Origin of the sequence: Candidatus Defluviilinea gracilis (genome assembly GCA_016716235.1) — a bacterium.
GTDB classification, from domain to species: Bacteria; Chloroflexota; Anaerolineae; order Anaerolineales; family Villigracilaceae; genus Defluviilinea; species Defluviilinea gracilis.
Genome location: JADJWS010000001.1, coordinates 155,318 through 173,109 on the forward strand (window position 1 = coordinate 155,318; position 17,792 = coordinate 173,109).

At 52.4% G+C, this 17,792-nt stretch carries 20 protein-coding genes and 1 tRNA gene; 9 read left to right on the forward strand and 12 right to left on the reverse strand.

The window, feature by feature from the left end; translation table 11 throughout:
* The first annotated feature begins 21 nt into the window (after positions 1-21).
* Both IPM31_00735 and IPM31_00740 read left to right on the forward strand, forming a co-directional pair.
* Positions 22-987 carry a polysaccharide deacetylase family protein gene (locus IPM31_00735; GenBank protein MBK9005498.1) on the forward strand — a complete coding sequence of 322 codons (966 nt, stop codon included), beginning with the start codon at positions 22-24 and terminating at the stop codon, positions 985-987.
* 166 nt (positions 988-1,153) lie between these two features.
* Positions 1,154-1,501 carry a zinc ribbon domain-containing protein gene (locus IPM31_00740; GenBank protein MBK9005499.1) on the forward strand — a complete coding sequence of 116 codons (348 nt, stop codon included), beginning with the start codon at positions 1,154-1,156 and terminating at the stop codon, positions 1,499-1,501.
* Positions 1,502-1,660: 159 nt separating this feature from the next.
* Here the strand turns inward: IPM31_00740 and IPM31_00745 are convergent, their stop codons facing one another.
* From IPM31_00745 to IPM31_00800, 12 genes are all read right to left on the reverse strand, one after another.
* A complete protein-coding gene (locus IPM31_00745) occupies positions 1,661-1,999 on the reverse strand; it encodes a hypothetical protein (GenBank protein ID MBK9005500.1) in 339 nt (112 codons plus the stop codon).
* A gap of 20 nt (positions 2,000-2,019) precedes the next feature.
* On the reverse strand, positions 2,020-3,267 hold the full coding sequence (locus tag IPM31_00750) for a hypothetical protein (protein MBK9005501.1): 1,248 nt from the start codon (positions 3,265-3,267) through the stop codon (positions 2,020-2,022).
* A gap of 285 nt (positions 3,268-3,552) precedes the next feature.
* Positions 3,553-3,625 (reverse strand) — tRNA-Asn (locus tag IPM31_00755).
* 172 nt (positions 3,626-3,797) lie between these two features.
* A complete protein-coding gene (gene glpX, locus IPM31_00760; GenBank protein MBK9005502.1) occupies positions 3,798-4,787 on the reverse strand; it encodes a class II fructose-bisphosphatase in 990 nt (329 codons plus the stop codon).
* A gap of 10 nt (positions 4,788-4,797) precedes the next feature.
* Complete coding sequence (locus tag IPM31_00765; GenBank protein MBK9005503.1) at positions 4,798-5,616, reverse strand: phosphatidate cytidylyltransferase; 819 nt, start codon at positions 5,614-5,616, stop codon at positions 4,798-4,800.
* Positions 5,609-6,355 (reverse strand): di-trans,poly-cis-decaprenylcistransferase, encoded by a 747-nt coding sequence (uppS, locus tag IPM31_00770; GenBank protein ID MBK9005504.1) that lies wholly within the window; start codon positions 6,353-6,355, stop codon positions 5,609-5,611. The genes IPM31_00765 and uppS overlap by 8 nt, the downstream gene beginning before the upstream one ends.
* Positions 6,356-6,363: 8 nt before the next feature.
* A complete protein-coding gene (frr, locus tag IPM31_00775) occupies positions 6,364-6,921 on the reverse strand; it encodes a ribosome recycling factor (protein MBK9005505.1) in 558 nt (185 codons plus the stop codon).
* A 146-nt stretch (positions 6,922-7,067) separates the two neighbouring features.
* On the reverse strand, positions 7,068-7,784 hold the full coding sequence (locus IPM31_00780; GenBank protein MBK9005506.1) for a UMP kinase: 717 nt from the start codon (positions 7,782-7,784) through the stop codon (positions 7,068-7,070).
* Positions 7,785-8,083: 299 nt separating this feature from the next.
* Positions 8,084-8,689, reverse strand: a complete 606-nt coding sequence (tsf, locus tag IPM31_00785; GenBank protein ID MBK9005507.1) for a translation elongation factor Ts — start codon at positions 8,687-8,689, stop codon at positions 8,084-8,086.
* A 29-nt stretch (positions 8,690-8,718) separates the two neighbouring features.
* Positions 8,719-9,639: a 30S ribosomal protein S2 gene (rpsB, locus tag IPM31_00790; GenBank protein ID MBK9005508.1), complete on the reverse strand. Its 921-nt coding sequence runs from the start codon at positions 9,637-9,639 to the stop codon at positions 8,719-8,721.
* A 290-nt stretch (positions 9,640-9,929) separates the two neighbouring features.
* Positions 9,930-11,261: a chromosomal replication initiator protein DnaA gene (gene dnaA / locus IPM31_00795; GenBank protein MBK9005509.1), complete on the reverse strand. Its 1,332-nt coding sequence runs from the start codon at positions 11,259-11,261 to the stop codon at positions 9,930-9,932.
* A gap of 470 nt (positions 11,262-11,731) precedes the next feature.
* A complete protein-coding gene (locus IPM31_00800; protein MBK9005510.1) occupies positions 11,732-13,408 on the reverse strand; it encodes a GAF domain-containing protein in 1,677 nt (558 codons plus the stop codon).
* A gap of 68 nt (positions 13,409-13,476) precedes the next feature.
* On the opposite strand from IPM31_00800, the gene IPM31_00805 reads away from it, so the two are divergent.
* From IPM31_00805 to IPM31_00835, 7 genes are all read left to right on the forward strand, one after another.
* Positions 13,477-14,775 carry a hydroxymethylglutaryl-CoA reductase, degradative gene (locus tag IPM31_00805; protein MBK9005511.1) on the forward strand — a complete coding sequence of 433 codons (1,299 nt, stop codon included), beginning with the start codon at positions 13,477-13,479 and terminating at the stop codon, positions 14,773-14,775.
* Entirely contained in the window at positions 14,776-15,195 is a 420-nt protein-coding gene (locus IPM31_00810; protein MBK9005512.1) for a hypothetical protein, read from the forward strand.
* 1 nt (position 15,196) lies between these two features.
* Positions 15,197-15,712 carry a hypothetical protein gene (locus IPM31_00815; GenBank protein MBK9005513.1) on the forward strand — a complete coding sequence of 172 codons (516 nt, stop codon included), beginning with the start codon at positions 15,197-15,199 and terminating at the stop codon, positions 15,710-15,712.
* 6 nt (positions 15,713-15,718) lie between these two features.
* Positions 15,719-15,943, forward strand: coding sequence for a hypothetical protein (locus tag IPM31_00820; GenBank protein ID MBK9005514.1), 225 nt, complete (start codon positions 15,719-15,721; stop codon positions 15,941-15,943).
* Between the two features lie 200 nt (positions 15,944-16,143).
* Positions 16,144-16,464: a hypothetical protein gene (locus IPM31_00825; GenBank protein ID MBK9005515.1), complete on the forward strand. Its 321-nt coding sequence runs from the start codon at positions 16,144-16,146 to the stop codon at positions 16,462-16,464.
* Entirely contained in the window at positions 16,448-16,834 is a 387-nt protein-coding gene (locus IPM31_00830) for a hypothetical protein (GenBank protein ID MBK9005516.1), read from the forward strand. The genes IPM31_00825 and IPM31_00830 overlap by 17 nt, the downstream gene beginning before the upstream one ends.
* Positions 16,835-16,974: 140 nt before the next feature.
* Positions 16,975-17,778 (forward strand): GIY-YIG nuclease family protein, encoded by an 804-nt coding sequence (locus IPM31_00835; protein ID MBK9005517.1) that lies wholly within the window; start codon positions 16,975-16,977, stop codon positions 17,776-17,778.
* Positions 17,779-17,792: the final 14 nt, after the last annotated feature.

Below are 17,792 nucleotides of genomic sequence, written 5' to 3' on the forward strand. Positions count from 1 at the left end.
CAAACCGTCCCGCAGGCTTCCATGCGCGACACAACCCATCCCATAAAACCTGCGGGACGATTCGTCCTGATGATATTTTTTATTTTAGGATGCGGGGGATTCGGACTCATCGCCACCCCGACTCCGACTCCAACCCTCGAACCGACTCACACCCTCAGCCCGTCTCTGACGCCGTTTCAGCCTGTTCCAAACACCTCAACGTTTATCCCCACTGAAACGTTCACCCCCTTCCCAACCTTCACGCCCACTTCAACATTCACTCCGCTTCCAACCTTCACCCCGACGAGCACTTTGACTCCCGAATTCATCGTTCAAGGACCTGGCAACGTCACCGTTCCGATCCTTCTCTATCATCACGTCGGCTACTCGCTAACCGACAGCGAGTATTACGTTTCACCCGATGAGTTTGAAAATCAAATGAACTACTTGTTCATGCGCGGATACCGCACGATCTCCGTCGAACAATTGACGCAAGCCATCAACTTCGGCGCGCAACTTCCCTCTCGTCCCATCCTGCTCACGTTCGACGACGGCAGTGAAACCGTCTACACCGAGGCGTTGCCCATCATGAAGATTTATGGCTTCACAGGCACCGCCTACATCGTGGACAACTACATCGGCGCGACGCGCTACATGAACAAGATTCAGATCCGCGCTTTGTATGAAGCAGGCTGGGAGATCGGGAGTCACAGTTTGAGTCATCACGATGTGACGACGCGCCCCGCCAAACAGGAGGAGGAGATCGTCAAGTCGCGGCGGAGACTCGAGTCATATCTCGAAGTCCCCATCAACAGTTTTGCCTATCCCTTCGGCGCGTACGACAACGCTTCGCTGAAACTCGTGAAGTCTGCAGGCTACATCGCCGCAATGGGACTTGGCGATAGATCGGCGCAAGGGAAGGAAAATATATTTTATTTGTATCGTCAGAGCGTTACAGCGGAAACAACGCTGGAAGCGTTTATCAATCTCCTGCCATGGGAACCATAAGTCCGTGATTCGTGGGGCGGGATGGCATCCCGCCATATTTTTGGCGCGCGGGATTCCATCCCGCCCCACGTTATAGGGCGCCCGCTAACAGAACTCATACGGCATTGCCCTTGCTTGCCTGTTTCACCCGTACTATAATGCCCCGCTGTTGAAAGTAAGGAGCCTTATGCCAGTGTATACCTATCGTTGCAGTTCTTGCGGCTCGCAATTCGAACAACATCAATCGTTCGATGACGCCCCGCTCAAGACCTGCCCCAAGTGCAAAAAGAAAGCGTTGAGAAAAGTCATCACCCCGACCAAGGTCATTTTCAAAGGTTCGGGGTTTTACGCCACCGACAATAAATCTCCTTCGGGCGGAAAAGCTTCAACAGGCAGCAAATCCAAGTCTGACGATCACGGTCACGCGCATGGAGAGGACAAGTCCGCTTCAGGAGAGAAGGCAACCGAGAAATCTTCGTCCGATGTCAAAGGCGAAAAGAAATCGAAGAGTAAGACCGAGTCGAAGAGCGAATGAATCGAAAAAGAGAAGCGCAGGCTTCTCTTTTTATTTCTATATTGCTATGTCACCCTGAGGGAGCGATAGCGACCGAAGGGTCTCGCTCGCAAGTGAGAAGATTCTTCGCTTCGCTCACATCGTCCCGATGCTATTTCGGGAGAATGACATGATTTTGAATCACACCGTCCACGGACCGATGAGGGCGTCAATCGAAATGCCGTACGCTACCGCGTTCCAGAATCGGATATCGGCGGGCTGGTCTTTGGACTTTTCCCAATATCCCGAAAAAACGAAAACTGTCACGATTAATGAAGCGACAAAACGCGCAAGGATAACGTACCACACGCCGAAATTCCACGGGTTGCCGGTGCGGGCAACCTCCACAGCGACGGTGTACACCCAGCGCAATAGCACGCCAAGCAACACGCCAAAGAACACCTGCGTCTTCGCGCTGTTGTTATCCCGCTGTGTTGCCAGTTTGAACGTGATCGCGTCGTTGAAAATGAATGACCGCATGAGAATTCTCCTCTTTGAATTTATTCGCCGCTGACGATACTCCACTTGGAAATATCGGAACGGCTGACGAAGACCATAATGGACATGAAGATCAGGAACACCAACACAACAAAAAGCAAACCACGGAAGATCGGCATGAGAAAGATCAGCGAAAAGACCACAGTCAGCAGAAATAAGAATACACCCACGACCCGGTAGGCAAACCATTTGCCAAACACATTCGGGGCATATAACAGAAACATGGCGGCGGTCAAGACGATGGAGATGGCAAAGGTCGGGAAGACGCCAAAGAAACGGATGAGGTAGGCAACGAACAGGAAGTAGAAGAGATCGATCATCCCGACGAACAGGTAATGGAATGCGTTAAATTTTACCGTGAATATCTGCGAGAAGATAAAGGTCACAATCAGAAAAAACGCCAGGGACATCGGCGAGTAACCGATCAGGTTCTGGATGGAATCGAGATAACGCTGTTTCGCAAGAAAGGTGATGCCGAGGTCTTGGGTGGTAGAGAAATTTTCCACGTCGAATTCGACTGTCGCGCCATCTTTGGTTAGTTCGGTGTTGTGGGGTAGACCAAAACGATAGATGCCGAATTCATCCACATTGATCACAACTTTGGCAGTGACGCGCTCGATCACATTATTCTGGTAAGCAGACAGGTTGTATTTGAACACGTCCATGCCTTTGGTGGCATAGGTGACGATTACCTCCGCCTCGGAACCGGGGGCAAAGCCGGGAATCAGCGCCTGGGGCGCGTCCATGCTGGGTTGGAGGATCAGGTTTCCCTGCGAAGGGATGCGGATGGTGTAGTCGTACATCAGGTTGGCATTTTCGGGCTTGCTCACCTTGATGAGCAGGTCGCCGGTATATTGCGTCTTGTTGACGATGAGATAGGTTTCGGTGTTGTGCGTTTCGAAGGCGTTGAAGACCAGCAGGTCGAGTTCTTGTTCGCCGTACTCCACCGACGAATCGATATCGATGGATTTTGGCACAAGAGGATAGGTCGCGGTACGGACAACCTCTTCGTATTGTTTCGCATCCTTGTTGAATGCCGATTCTGTATACGAGCGGCGAAGGGTGAATAACGGCGGGATGATGCCGATCTCGCCGCCCCATGAATTTTGGAACTGCACGTAAGCGTTGCCGTACGTGCTGGATTTGTGTTCCCCGACGCGGGCGGCAGTGAGCGAAAGGATGAGCGCCCCCGTGACGATCAGCCCGCCTAACCACACTATCATGCCAAAGATTCGAGTAGTTGCATTCATGGAGTACTCCCATCCGAATTCCTTCTGGAAATTTCTATAACTACTATACTGCTGTTTCGCCTTTCGCGTCAACTACAATTTATCTTATAGGACTTACGCAAAACCCAAGATTGATCCACTACTCTTCGAGAATTTTCGCTAATCCTTTGAAAATTCGCGGGGATTGGCGTAGAGTAGCGGGCAAAATACTCTTTCTGCGTAAGTCCTGTCTTATTGGTTGTTATCACTCTTCAACAAAATTTGCCTCCAGCCCAATGGCTGGAGGCAAAATCATTTGGTCGTTAGCTCCTCGACCAGGTCTCGAACCTGGAACCTAGCGGTTAACAGCCGCTCGCTCTGCCGATTGAGCTATCGAGGAAGGCGTGCGGGATTATACGTGCAAGGATAGGGAGTGTCAAGCCAATGCCTTTGTAGACACACGAAAACATTCAACCGCTAAGTTCGCTAAAAACGCAAAGGTTAATTCTTTTCCACTTCGGCTTTGCTCAGTGCAAGCTTAGCGGCTTTCGCGTCCTTCGCGGTGAGAAACATCAATACTTCACCGCGCCCAGTTGATCGAGTTTATCAATGCGATGCGTGGCGGTGATCTGGCGAACGGTGCCGGTCAACCCGCGCACCACGAGCGAATCGGTGCTGGCTTTATCGCCGAAGTAACGCACGCCCTTGAGGAATTCGCCGTCGGTGATGCCTGTGGCGGCGAAGAACACATCCTCCGAGGAGACGAGGTCGTCCATCGTCAGAATTTTTTCAAAGTCGTAGCCCGCTTCGCGTCCGCGGCGGAGTTCGTCTTCATCGCGCGCGTAGAGTTTGCCTTGGATCTCGCCGCCCATGGCGCGCAATGCGCACGCGGCAAGCACGCCTTCGGGTGTGCCGCCCACGCCGAACAACACGTCCACGCCGGAGTTGGGCCACGCCGTCATCAACGCCGCGCCCACGTCGCCATCGGGGATTTGGCGGATGCGCGCGCCCGCTTTGCGAATCTCGGCGATCATTTCCTTGTGGCGGTCGCGGTCCAAGATGATCGTGGTCAAATCCTCCACTTCTTTATTCTTCGCCTTCGCGATCGCTTTCAAATTTTCGGTGATGGACTTTTCGATATTGATCTTGCCCTTCGCTTCGGGTCCCACCGCGATCTTGTTCATGTACACAAACGGACCGGGGTCAAACATCGTGCCGCGCGGGGCGATGGCAACCGTCGCCAGCGAATTCGATCTGCCAAATGCCAAAGGGCGAGTCCCGTCGATGGGGTCGACAGCAACATCCACGTCGGGAGGAGAACCGCTTCCCACCGTCTCGCCGTTGAACAACATCGGCGCGTTATCCTTCTCCCCTTCTCCGATGACGATGATCCCGTTCATATCCACTGTTTGGAGGACGGTCCGCATCGCGTTGACGGCGGCTTGGTCTGCCGCTTCTTTATCTCCGCGTCCCATGAAGCGTCCCGCCGCCATGGCGGCGGCTTCGGTGACGCGCGCAAGTTCGAGCGCAAGATTTCTGGTGGGTTCGTTTATGTTTGCCATTCGTCCTCCGTTAGAAAATGAAATATAGGATGAGAAAGTAGCCGAGCGGCGCGCCCCAGATCCATGAATCGATGCGGTCGAGGAAGCCGCCATGCCCCGGCAGGATGTGACTCGAATCTTTCATGCCGCTTTGACGCTTGAACATGCTTTCGCCGAGATCGCCAAGCGGGGTGAGCGCGCCGATCACCAATCCCATCCACGCGCCTTGCAGAGGGGTGATCGAACCGCCGAGGGGTTGTGGTCCCAACGACGAAAACGCGTACGCAAAGAATGCGCCCTCGAGCACGGCGGTGAAAACTCCCGCGGCGTAGCCCTCCCAACTTTTCTTGGGGCTGAGGCGCGGGGTCATCTTATGTTTGCCGTATGCCGCGCCGATGGAATACGCTCCCGTATCCCCCGCCCAGATGATGGGTAACACAACCATGAGCCACCAACCTCCCCCCGGTAAGAGACGGATATCCAACAGGTATGAACCCAGCCACCCGATGTAGACAATGCCGGCAACCGTCACAGTGAAATCCAGCGCGGCTTTATCGCGCCCGCGCTCGAACGAGATCAAATGCGCGATCATCGCAAACATGATCGTGAGAACGAGGATGGGGATCGAATAATCCGCAAAAAAGAAGCGCACTGTGGCTATCAACAGCACGCCTCCGACCGTGACCTTTTCATTGGGTTCGAACTCGACAGCCCGATACATGCGGACGAATTCCCATGCGCAACCGCCGAGAACGATTGCCATGACGACAAAATAAAAAACGCCCCCATAGATGATGGCTGGCAAGCCAACGACCGCCAATAGGATCGCTGTCAAAATCCGACTAGGCATTGGACGCCTCGTATTCGCTGGAGGAAACCTTTCCGTAGCGGCGGTCGCGCGAGGCAAAAGTTTCAAGCGCGCGCAGGTATTCCTCGCGGTCGAAGTCGGGCCAATATTTCGGCGTAACGAACCATTCGGAATAGGCGCCCTGCCAGATAAGGAAGTTGCTCACGCGCAATTCACCGGAGGTGCGGATGATGAGGTCGGGGTCGGGTGTGCCGGCTGTGTACAAATACCGACTCACCAATTCGTCGGTCACCTCTTCGGGAGGCACTCCGTCTTTCATGATGTGTTGGATCGCGTTGATGATTTCATCGCGTCCGCCGTAATTGAATGCCACGCTCAGAACCAGGCGGTCGTTATTTTTTGTCGCGTCGATCGCCTCTAACACTTTTTCCTGGAGGTTCGGGGAAAGGCGTTCGAGCCGCCCGATATGACGCAACTGCACCCCCTCTTTGCTGAGTTCGGCGAGTTCACGGTCGATCACATCCTCAAGAATGAACATCAAACCTTTGACTTCTTCCGGCGGACGTCCCCAATTCTCGGTGGAGAAGGCATAAATGGTCAGATACTTCACGCCAAATTCCACCGAAGAACGGATAACGCGCCGCAGGTTCTCGGTGCCGGCTTTATGGCCCGCGAGGCGGGGCAACCCGCGTGAAAGCGCCCAGCGTCCGTTGCCGTCCATGATCATGGCGACGTGCCGGGGAATTCTATCGGGAGGGATGGTAAAGGGGGTGTCTGCCATGGAACCGGCTAGACTTCCATGATCTCGGCTTCTTTATTCTTGCCTTGAACGCCGATCTCTTCCACATATTTGTCGGTGAGTTTTTGCAGGTCTTCTTCGCCGCGTTCCAGATCGTCTTCCGAGATCAACTTTTCCTTTTCAAAATCGCGCATATCGTTGTGCGCGTCGCGGCGAATGTTGCGGACGGCAATCCGCGACTCTTCCAGACGGTGATGCACATGTTTAACGAGATCGCGGCGGCGTTCCTCGTTGAGCGGCGGAAGGTTGAGATGGATGACCTTGCCGTCATTGTTGGGGTTTAGCGCCAAGTCCGAAGTTTGAATCGCTTTTTCGATGGCTTTCAACGTAGACGCGTCGAACGGTTTGATGGTGATCGTCCGCGCTTCGGGAACGCTGATCGAAGCCAGTTGCATAAGCGGGGTTGGGTTGCCGTAATAATCGATGGGGAGTTTTTCCACCAAGGCTGGGCTGGCGCGCCCCGTGCGCACTCCAGCCAGGTCATCGTGCAGGACCTGAAGAGCGCTCTTCATTCGATGTTCGGCATCGGCTAGGATATCTTTGATCACTTCAGTCTCCTGAATTGTGAAATTTATTCAATGACAAGGATACACCAAAACAATAAAAACCGCTATATGAAGCGTGATCCTTGAGCTATTTTGAAACAACGCGAGAGTGAAATCGAAACTGCGAGGAACGCCGTCAAACCAAATCCTCAGTCGCCAACGACCGTGCCCACCGACTCGCCTTTGAGCGCGCCGATCAGGGCATGGTTGTCCCACAAATTGACAACCAGGATCGGTAACTTATTTTCCATACACAAGGTGATGGCGGTGCTGTCCATCACCTCCAGCCTACGGTTGATGACCTCGATATAACCAAGTTTATCGAATTTCTTCGCATCGGGATTTTTCTTCGGGTCCGAATCGTAGACGCCGTCCACCTTGGTAGCCTTGATCACGACATTCGCATCGATCTCGTTGGCGCGCAACGCCGCGGCAGTGTCTGTGGAAAAGAACGGATTCCCCGTTCCCGCGCCGAAGATGACCACCCGCCTCTTCTCCAAGTGGCGGATGGCTCGGCGGCGGATATAGGGTTCGGCGATTGCGCGCATCTCAATCGCGGACATGACGCGCGTATACACGCCTCCGCGCTCCAGGGCGTCCATCAACGCCATGGCGTTCATCACTGTGGCGAGCATGCCCATGTAATCGGCGGTGGCGCGATCCATGCCTCGTTCCAGCCCCTGCTTGCCGCGCCACAGGTTGCCTGCGCCGATGACGATCGCCACTTCCACGCCCATCTCATGCACTTCCTTGATACGCACGGCAATGGCTTCCGCCTCATCCACATCGATCCCAAAGCCAGACTTGCCGCCAAGCGCCTCCCCGCTCAATTTGAGCAGGACCCGTTTATATTTGATATCGCTCATGTTTCTCCTTGTGGAACTGCTAAGATAGTGTTTCTTAACTTCTTTTTGACACGGACGCCACGGATTTCACTGATTTCCACGGAAAAAATCTTTAGAAAACCGTCTTTTTTTCCGCGTAGTCCGTGTTCAAAAAGAATAAGTTCAGACTTAAGAAGCACTCTCTAAGAACGCTACAATTTAATTCTTTCTTCGCGGTTTTCGCGCTCTTGGCGGTAAATATTGAAGCCTCTTCGCCCTCAAACTTGGGGGCGAGGTAGAGGCTCAAAAAAATGACCAACCGTCTGGTTGGTCATTTTACTTTAATTGTTCAAACTCTCGCCCAACTCCCAGCGCTGAAAGCGTCGCACAACCACATTTTCGCCGATGGCGGCAACCGTTTGAAGGATCAACTTTTCCACAGTGATCGATTCATCGCGGATGTACGCCTGTCGTGAAAGGACAACCTCATCCTTGAATTTCTCGAGCCGTCCCTGCACGATCTTTTCATGGATGTTCTCCGGCTTGCCCTCTTCCTTCGCGCGCGCGCGGGCGATCTCCGCCTCGTGATCGAACACTTCAGCAGGAATATCTTCCACTTTCAGGTAACGCGGCGCAGATGCGGCGATCTGCAACGCGAGTTCATGCGCCAGTTCGCGGAATTTATCCGAACGCGCCACAAAATCGGATTCGCAGTTCACTTCCACCATCACGCCCACGCGCCCGCCGCCGTGCGAGTATAACTCGACCACACCTTGCGAAGCCTCGCGATCGGCGCGTTTGGCGGCGGTTGCCATGCCTTTTTCACGCAGCCAGTCCACCGCTTTTTGAAAGTCTCCGCCCGCTTCTTCAAGCGCCTTGCGGCAATCCATCATGCCGGCGCTGGTAGCGGCGCGCAATTCTTTGATCATTTCAATTGTAATTTCCATCCGTTAATTCCTTGTATGGCAGGGTCCGCTTATTCAGCGCTTTCTGCTTTTTCTTCGGCTTTTGCTTCCGCCGTTATTTCAGCCGCAGGGACTTCTTCTGTGGCAGGCTTGCGCGAAGCGCTCATCTTGGCGAGAGTTGCCTCTCCGAGGAGGGCGTTATCTTCCAACTCCACATCGGTCTCCACAACCTTGGGCGCGCGGCGGGCAGGCTTATCCGATTTCGCCTTGGTGTCCTCGGCCGGCATATCCTCCGCCGAATCGTCCTTGCGCATACCTTTGCCTTCCAACACCGCATCAGCCACTTTTGCCACAAGCAATTTAATGGCGCGGATCGCGTCATCGTTCGAGGGGATCACATAATCCACGTTCTGCGGGTTGCAGTTCGTATCCACCATCGCAACGATGGGAATCCCCAGCAAATTCGCTTCGCGCACCGCCGAATCCTCGCGCCCCACATCGACGATAAAGAGCAGATCGGGGCGGCGCTTCATGTTGCGAATACCAGAGAAGCGGGTGGTCAAACGGACGATCTCGCGTTCGATCAGCAATCCTTCTTTTTTAGTCAGGCGGTTAATTTCTCCGCTATCGCGCATTTTTTCGAGCCGTTCAAATTCCTGAATGCGGTCGTGCATCGTCGACCAGTTCGTCAGAACGCCGCCCATCCAGCGTTCGGTCACATAGGGCATACCGCACCGCGCGGCTTCAACCGCCACGGTTTCCTGCGCCTGCCGCTTCGTGCCGACAAACAACACCGTGCCGCCATTGGCGACCGTATCACGGATCACATTGAACGCCTGGCTCAACAACTTGGAAGTCTGTTGCAGGTCGATAATATGAATGCCGTTGCGCTCCGTAAAAATATACGGTTTCATGCGCGGGTCCCACTTGTTCGTGCGATGCCCAAAGTGGACGCCGCTCTCAAGCAGAGACTTCATAGGGATAACTGCCATTTTTCTCCTTACATTCCACAGCCCAACGCGCGGCGCCTTTCGCCAGCGTGCCGTGGATGAGTTTAGCGGGAATGATGACCCGCTCAGGGACGCTTAATGCCCGTCCCAGGCAAGATGGTGCTCCCAAATCTTTCGGGAGCGGCGGGATTATAACACAGGATTCGGACAGCCCATCGCTTCGTTTCCGACGGGGATTCTGCTTCTCACCCTCTGCCACCCCACCCTTTTAAATGCGCATTCGGAGTTCCCCAGCCTCCGAATGCGCATTTCCACAATGTTCGATTATGCCGTCAATTAACCAGGTCTTGATTTAAGGCATCCCATATTTTTCTAGCGCGATTTCTAAGTTTTTCGTTCTCGTCCACTTTCTTGGTCGCATACATAACCGTAGTATGATCCCGCCCGCCGAGAATTTCACCGACTTGAGGCAAAGAGATTTCGATGTACTGCCGCAAAATATACATTGCCAATTGACGCGGGATCGCTATTTTTGCCGAACGTTTCTGCCCAAGCAAATCGTCCACGTTCACGCCTTCCATCTCAGCCACGACCTCAAGAATTTTGCTCGGAGGGATGTTTTTCTTTTGAGGCATCAAATCAGCCAATGCCATTTCGACAAGGCTTGGAGTCAATGCGGCGCCGCTCAGATCGGCATACGCAATAATCCGGTTCAACGCGCCTTCCAACTCGCGGATGTTCGATTGCACCCGCCGCGCAATACTTTCCAGAATATCATCAGACACCTGTCGCCCAGTCCGCTCTGCCTTCGAACGCAGGATCGCGAGACGGGTCTCCAGATCGGGAGGCTGGATATCCGCCGTGAGTCCCCACTCAAATCGGGAACGGAGGCGTTCCTCCAGCGTAACGAGCGACTTCGGCGGGCGATCCGACGAAACGATGATCTGCTTATCCTGCCCATGCAGGGTGTTGAACGTGTGGAAAAATTCTTCCTGTGTCGATTCTTTACCGGCAATAAACTGAATATCGTCGATCAACAGCACATCAATTGAGCGATATTTCTCCCGGAACGCCTGCGTGGTGTGCGTGCGGATGGCGGTAATCATGTCGTTCGTGAACTCTTCAGAAGAAACATACAGCACGCTCAACCCGCGCGAGTGACAAGCGTTGCCAATGGCGTGAAGCAGGTGTGTCTTGCCAAGCCCCACGCCGCCGTAAAGGAACAAGGGGTTGTAGGCGCGGGCTGGTTTCTCTGCCACTGCCAGGCAAGCCGCATGGGCGAGGCGGTTGCCGGAGCCAACCACGAAATTTTCGAAGACATAGCGAGGATTGAGCGTTGTGTTGCGGAGATTTTGTTCGATGACAGGGAGCGCCTCCGGCTGGGAAACGCGCGATTCCTCCGCTTCGGTCTCTTTGTCATTGCCATTTACGATAAAACTAACCGACACACTGCCATTCAAGATACTGACAAGCAGGCGATTCACCGTGCTGGCGAGACGATTCTCGAGCCAATCGCGGGCGTATGCATTTCGGACACCGATGGTAAGCCTTCCGTTATGGTAGGAAACAGGCTTGGTATCGCGCACCCATGTGTCGAACGATGCGCGGGGCATTTCCATCTGTAGTTGTCCGAGCACGGACTGCCATGCTTGTTCTGCGTTCATTGATTGCTCCTCAGCGCGGTGATTGCCAATGTGAAATCTATCCGCTTCATCAGCGGCTATTATTGAAGATATTTTGTTGTGTTTCAGAGATCGAAAGGGATTACAAGATGCGCTTCGTTCGTCACATCAAAATCTCAGCGTGGTCACATTCTAGCATAACTATTCAAAAGTACAACACGAAAAGCCTACGGTTTATTTAAAACATTCGTTTTTTTAAGGTCGCTCAATGTTAAAGAGTTCCAGCGTAAATCAACAAAGGGTCGATCTTTTATAGAACGAACGTTTCAGCCATGCGCGCACTACAGAGTTATCCACACCCCCATATATGGGGTCGGGTTGGCTGTTTTACCCATGATGTTGCTGATATGCTGGTGGTTGTTAAAGAACGCATGTTGAATACATTTTCACATGCGCCGAACGAGACGCAAGATTTTGAGATTCAACGTTAAAGATTCAGCGATTTGCCCGATTCAACCGCGCGGATGGCGCGGCACCCATGCTAATATCGTTGTTCCATCATTCAAATGCGATGATATTTCAACATCACCGCCCACCGATTGCACGCGCGTCTGCATGTTGGCAAGCCCATGACCGATACTGATGTTGACATGCTCCATATCGAAGCCAATTCCATCGTCGCGCAACTCCATCAGCACGCGGTCTTTCGTTCTCCAGAGCGAGATATGAACGTTTTTCGCTTTTGCATGCTTCGCCGCATTCGCTAAAGCCTCCTGACAGAGGTGAAATAAGGCAAGAGAATGCGATTCGGACAGGTTTTTCAAACCTTTTTCAGTATAAGTAAGTTGAACCTCGGTGAATGTATGAGCTTTGAACTCGGCAATCAGCCGTTGAATACCGCCTATCAACCCATCGTCGCCCATTTGCCTCGGTTTAAGATCCAAAATATACGCTCTCAAATCGCGGATCACTTGATTCAAGCCGTCTATCGCGCCTTGAACGCGCGCTTTTGCGTCTGTTGAGTCTTCATTTAATGAGAGTAGCACGTTTTCTAGCGATAATCCCAGCCCATAAATGGATTGAATGACCCCATCATGCAGGTCCATGCCGATGCGATCGCGCTCTTCCAGCACCGCCAGGCGCCGCGCATCGGTATGCAGGCGCGCATTTTCAATCGCCAAGCCAGCCCACGCACCAACCGCCGCCATCATCTCAACGATCCGATTGTCGATAGCGTCTTTGGCTTGAGTGGCAACGCTCATCACGCCCATCAAATTCTCACCGGCAAGCAGGGGAATACAGATCATCTGATGGAATCCTGCCCGCACGACGGCTTCACGCACAAAAAGAACATCATCTTCAAGGCGCGCGCTAATCATTGGCTTACGGGTTTGGGCAACCATGCCGATATACCCCTCCCCCATTCGGAATTGATTCCGCATCCAAAACGCCTCCGCGGCTTGCCCACGATGCAAAACCATGCGCAGAGTAACCTGATCCTCCGTCAAAAGAAAAATCTCGCCCGCTTCCACCTTCATATAGTTCATCACAAGCGCGAGGGTCTGATTCAAAATCTCATCCAGTTCCAAACTCGAGGTCAGGGTTGAGGCGATACCGTTCAGCAGAGACATATCCACATTGCGGCGGGTCAACGCCAGGTCGCGCTCCCGCATCTGCTCCATTATGCGGACGTTTTGGATCGCCGCCGCCGCATAGGTAGCCAGCATTTGGATGATTTTCTCATCATCTGAGGTGAACTCCGAAGCATTCACCTTCTCTGTCAGATAAAGTTGACCCAACTGAACGTCGCCGGCGCGTATCGGAACGCCCAAAAACGAGACCATGTGCGGATGATTCACAGGGAAACCCACCGAGCGCGGATGCTCTTGAATGACCGGAACGCGCAACGGCTCTTCCCGATTCATCAATTCACCCACCAACCCCTTCCCACGCGGCTGATGCGGAATCAGCGCAACCTGCTCTTCGGTCATCCCCACAGAAACAAACTGGACAAGTTCGCCATCGTCATTCAGCACGCCCAACGCGGCATAACGCGCGCCTGCCTGCTCGCAAGCAACTGCCGCGATCCGTTCCAACAAATGCTCAAGAGAATTATCCTTCACCAACTCAAGGCTGGCTTGATGCAGGGCGATCAGCCTTTCCTGTAATTGTTCGCGGGTAAGTAACATGTTCGGATTATCTCATAAAACATGATAGATTTTGCGAGCCAACCAGACTACAATATGCAAACTCGCCCATGACGACTTCACGCATCCCCGGCTTTTACAACTTGACTCTCGAAGAGCGCCGCGCCAAACTAGCGGATGCTTCGCCTCTTTCGCCGGGCGAACTGATTCGGCTTACCAGCCCCCTCGCCCCCGACATTGCCTCGCACATGGTCGAAAACGCGCTTGGGACCTTCTCCCTGCCCCTCGGCATCGCGCTCAACTTCATGGTCAATGGACGCGATGTGCTTGTGCCTATGGTAATAGAAGAGCCATCGGTGATTGCGGGCGCGTCGTTCATGGCGAAACTCGCCCGCGCAAACGGCGGATTCACCGCCGAAGCAACCGAACCTCTCATGATCGGTCAGTTGCAGGTGTTGGATGTCGAAGAGTTGAGCCAAGCCGCTGAGCGGGTATTGGCGAAAAAAGCCGAACTGTTGACGTACGTTGACGCCGCCGAGTCAAGCCTAAAGTCCAGAGGCGGAGGCGCGAGGGATTTGGAAGTCCGCATCATCGAAGAATCCCCCATCGGGAAATTTCTCGTCATCCATTTAATCTACGACGTGCGCGATGCGATGGGCGCGAACGCGGTCAATACGGCGTGCGAGCGACTCGCGCCAAAAATCGAAGAGATCACAGGCGGGCGCGCGCATTTGAAGATTCTCTCGAACCTCACCGATAAACGCATGGCAAAAGCGACGTGTGTGATTCCCGTCAATGAGTTAGAGATCGTAGCGCAAGATGATATCTTGCGCTTCAGCGGTGAAGAAGTTCGAGATGGCATCATCGCCGCGTACGCCTTCGCCGCCGCAGACTCGTACCGCGCCGCGACTCACAACAAAGGAATCATGAACGGGGTTGACCCCGTCGTGATCGCAACGGGCAACGACTGGCGCGCCATCGAAGCGGGCGCGCACGCTTACGCGGCTCGTTCAGGCAAGTACACTTCATTATCTACTTGGTCGAAAGATAAAGATGGAAATTTAGTTGGCGAACTCGAAATGCCGCTGGCGGTGGGAATCGTCGGCGGGGCGACCAAGGTCCACCCTGCCGCGCAAGCCGCAATCAAGTTGATGAACGTGAAATCCGCTGGCGAACTGGCTGAGATCATCGTTTCTGTCGGTCTCGCTCAAAATATGGCGGCATTGCGCGCCCTCGCCACCGAAGGCATCCAGCGCGGACACATGTCGCTTCACGCGAGGCAGGTTGCCATCGCGGCGGGCGCGAACGGAGAATTGATCGAGCGAGTTGCGAGTCAAATGGCGGAGGAAAGAATTGTGAGAATTGAGCGCGCGAAAGAGATATTGAAGACGATGGAAAGTGGAAAGTAAATGGTAGAAAGAGGAAAGCGCCGCCCTGAGTATGGCGAAGGGAAGGAAGATGAAAGCGCGTTCTGGCGCATCCAGCGTCCTTTTGTGGGCGCGCTGATCGGCATTTTTCTTTTTCTGGTTATCCTTTTACCGCTCAAGTTTTTGGATTACAACTCGACTCTCCTTTACAAGTTGGCGTTGAACCTCGAGTTGTTCGGCAGGTTGACCATTCTCATGCTGGGAACGGCGTCGAGAATCAATCTGCCAGCGAGCGCGATCAATCTTGTCAGCATTGTCGTCTCTTCCATCCCCGCAGGGATTGCGGGCTGGCAGATCGTCTCACTCAACTCATCAACGAGGATGAAGGGATTTATTTTTCTCGCGGGTTATGTCGTCTTCATTTACGCGTTTGGAGCATTGCTGGCATTTGCAGGAATCTGATATGAACGACTCTGCTCTCTGGCAAATCCGCCACTTCGTCTACCAACATTTCGCGGATACGACCAAGCCGCCAAGCGTGGACGAAGCCGCGCGTCACTTCAACATCTCCCCCAAAGAAGCGACCGACTACTACAAGGAACTCCACAACCGCCACTCTTTCTTCCTTGACTTGGACTCCATGAGCGTCCGCATGGCGAATCCGTTTTCAGGCATTCCCACGGATTTCAAAGTCCACGCCAACGGCAAGACGTATTACGCCAACTGCGCCTGGGACATGCTCGGCATCCCCGCCGCGCTACACACGGACGCGGTCATCGAAGCCGTTTGCACGGAGAGTGGTAAGGAGGTGAAAATGGAAGTCAAAAATGGTTATGTCACCCTGAGCGATAGCGAAGGGTCTCTACCACAACAAACCGAGACTCTTCGGTCGCGGCGAACGCTCCCTCAGAGTGACATGCTACTCGTCCACTTTCCACTTTCTTTTTCTCACTGGTACGACGACCTCGTCTTCACCTGAACAACGATGCTTCTCTTCCAGTCGGAAGAATGGATTGACAAGTGGTGCATACGAACCAATCTCGCTCGCGGAGAAGTTCTCACGATCAACCAAGTGTGGAAACTGTCCAAACTTTGGTATCACAACCGCCTGTTGCTGGAGTATCATGGGCGAAGCATTCAGCAGGTTGCGGATGTTTTCAGGCAGGCAGGTTTGACTTCGGAGTTTTGGTATATCTCGTTCCAGACCTGATAGGCGGCGCACTGAGCTTGTCGAAGTGTCTCATCCGCGCCAATACCAACCACAACCCTCACGCGGACTCAGGTCGCAACCCACCACCCTCTCGCGGACGAAGTACTCTTTAGAGTAGGCCTGTCAGGTCTTTCAGTTTGACGTCAAAGTTTTGGTACGTGCAATTTCTAAAAGAGTATAATTCGTCAAAAGGAGCAAGAATGACATTACATCAATCTCCATATTCGGTATTAAACAAAGTTGCGAATTCGCTGGTTGCTTCAAAACGCTTTTCCACCGTGGAAGATGCGCTTTGGGATATGGCAATTGTCACTGTGCAAAGCAAGATGAGTTACTATCGCCGCCGAATCCGAAAAATGGAAAACAAATATGGGGTAGACTTCGGCAAATTCAGCGCGCGCCTGAAAGGGAAAGCCACACCTCAGCAGGAAGATGACTGGTTGGCGTGGAAGTCCGCCCGCTCCATGTTGACGGACTGGCAAAAGACCTATCAGGAATTGCGCCATGAGCAAAATCGTTGACGATGTTTTGGAGATATTGCAAGGAAACGATCTGATTCAAAGTACGCGCGTCGTCAACTACGATGAGACTCCTTCGGGCAGATTGGAAGCCAAGCTCCGCAGTCAACTATCCAAAGACCACACTCTGCAAATCTGGATTCATATCGAACCCGAATCGCTGGATTACGCCTATCAATTGTTTACTACTGTCCCTCTCCTACGTTGGGACAATTCACCTCATTACGAACATCTCACCACTGCTCCCCACCACTTCCATGATGAAAATGGTAAAGTCTACGAATCGCCATTGACTGGCAATGTCAAACGCGATTTGAAAATCGTGTTGAAAAAAATCGCCAATTGGATGGAAGCACAGGATGAAGAAGATTGATTTGTTCAAACGCCTTCCCCCTCTCCTTTAGGCGCCGCGCTGAGCGTGTCGAAGCGAGAGGGGCAGGGATGAGGTCAACCCCGCAGGCTTGACGTCAAAGTTTTGGTATGTGAAATAAATATAAAATTACTGGATGAATTATGCTTAGTTTGATTGAAATACTTAAGACAAAGAATCTTCCACTTGATAATTACAAAATTCACCTCGCTACAGGAAAAGAATACCCTCCGATTGACGCATTTCTAGAGGGAAAATTCAAAGAATGGCAGGAAGAGCAGTCTAACAAGAACTTTGAATGTGATTACGTTCTCAGTTTAATTAATATTGAAAGGGACACATGGTTATTTGCTGGCATTTACAAAATACTTAGCGTTGGAAAAGGAACAAGAGCTTCTTTTCGCTACAACACACAACTTCTGCCCAATCAAGATGATTTAATTGGCAGAGCAATTATTCACTATAAACGCGAGGGAAGAGCTTCATATGTTTGGGGGCATAAATACGGAAAGCATTTAGAGCTTGTTGAAATCAAACCAACACCAATCTCAATCGGGGATTTTCCTGGATACAACAAAGTTATTCTTTCGCATCGACAATTAAAAGTAATTGTCGGGCAACAAGAGCCATCTTGGAAATCTGCTTTATCTAGTGTCAAAGGAATATACTTAATCTCTGACATCCTTTCGGGGAAATTGTATATTGGAAGTGCAACTGGTAATGATGGACTTTGGCAAAGATGGGAAAGTTACGCCAAAACAGGACATGGTGGCAACAGCGAACTCAGAGAATTGATTCAAGAAAAAAGTATTGATTACGCTAGTAATTTCCAATATTCTGTTCTTGAAATTGCCGACACACATTCGACAGATGAATTTATTATTGAAAGAGAAACCTATTGGAAAAAGGTTTTATTATCAAGGCAATTTGGATATAACTCAAATTGAATTCAAGAAGGCGC